Below are 475 nucleotides of genomic sequence, written 5' to 3'. Positions count from 1 at the left end.
GCTGCCGATGGCGCTGATTCCGCTGTACGGCGTGGGCATTTCGGGGGCGAGCCACCTGATGGCCTTCGATCTGCTCAGGCGCGGCGCGCGGGGCGGGCGCTCTCGCGAGCGCGCCGCCATCGAGGCGTAGCGGCGGCAGCGCCGCGTGGATGGGTTCAGCGTGCGCGCGTGCGCCGGGCCTTCTTCGCCGGCGCGCTGCGCGGCGCTTCCTTCGCCGTCGCCGCGGCCGGATCGGCCTGCATGTCCTCGGGCCAGGACAGCGCGTCGGCATAGGACAGGAACTGCCGCAGATACTCGGGCGAGAGCTCGCGCATCAGCAGCAGCGCGCGATGCACCAGGCTGCTCGAATTGAGCGGGCCGGCGTTCTTCGGCACGATGTCGAGCGATTGCTGGACCTGCTGGTCGGCGCTCAGTCGCGACCAGATTTCCCGGAAGTAGTCGAGCAACTCGGGCGGCGGGCCGCTGCGCGCGGTGT

1 protein-coding gene is annotated in these 475 nt (G+C 71.6%); it reads right to left on the bottom strand.

Annotated elements, in window-relative coordinates; genetic code table 11:
• Nucleotides 1-155 precede the first annotated feature (155 nt).
• The coding region (locus FQ755_RS13615) for a DUF2894 domain-containing protein (protein ID WP_144154982.1) at nt 156-475 on the bottom strand (320 nt) is incomplete at its 5' end.

The sequence above is a fragment of the Paraburkholderia sp. BCC1885 genome, assembly GCF_900996235.1.
Lineage (GTDB): Bacteria > Pseudomonadota > Gammaproteobacteria > Burkholderiales > Burkholderiaceae > Paraburkholderia.
This window is presented reverse-complemented; position numbering and strand designations above follow the sequence as displayed.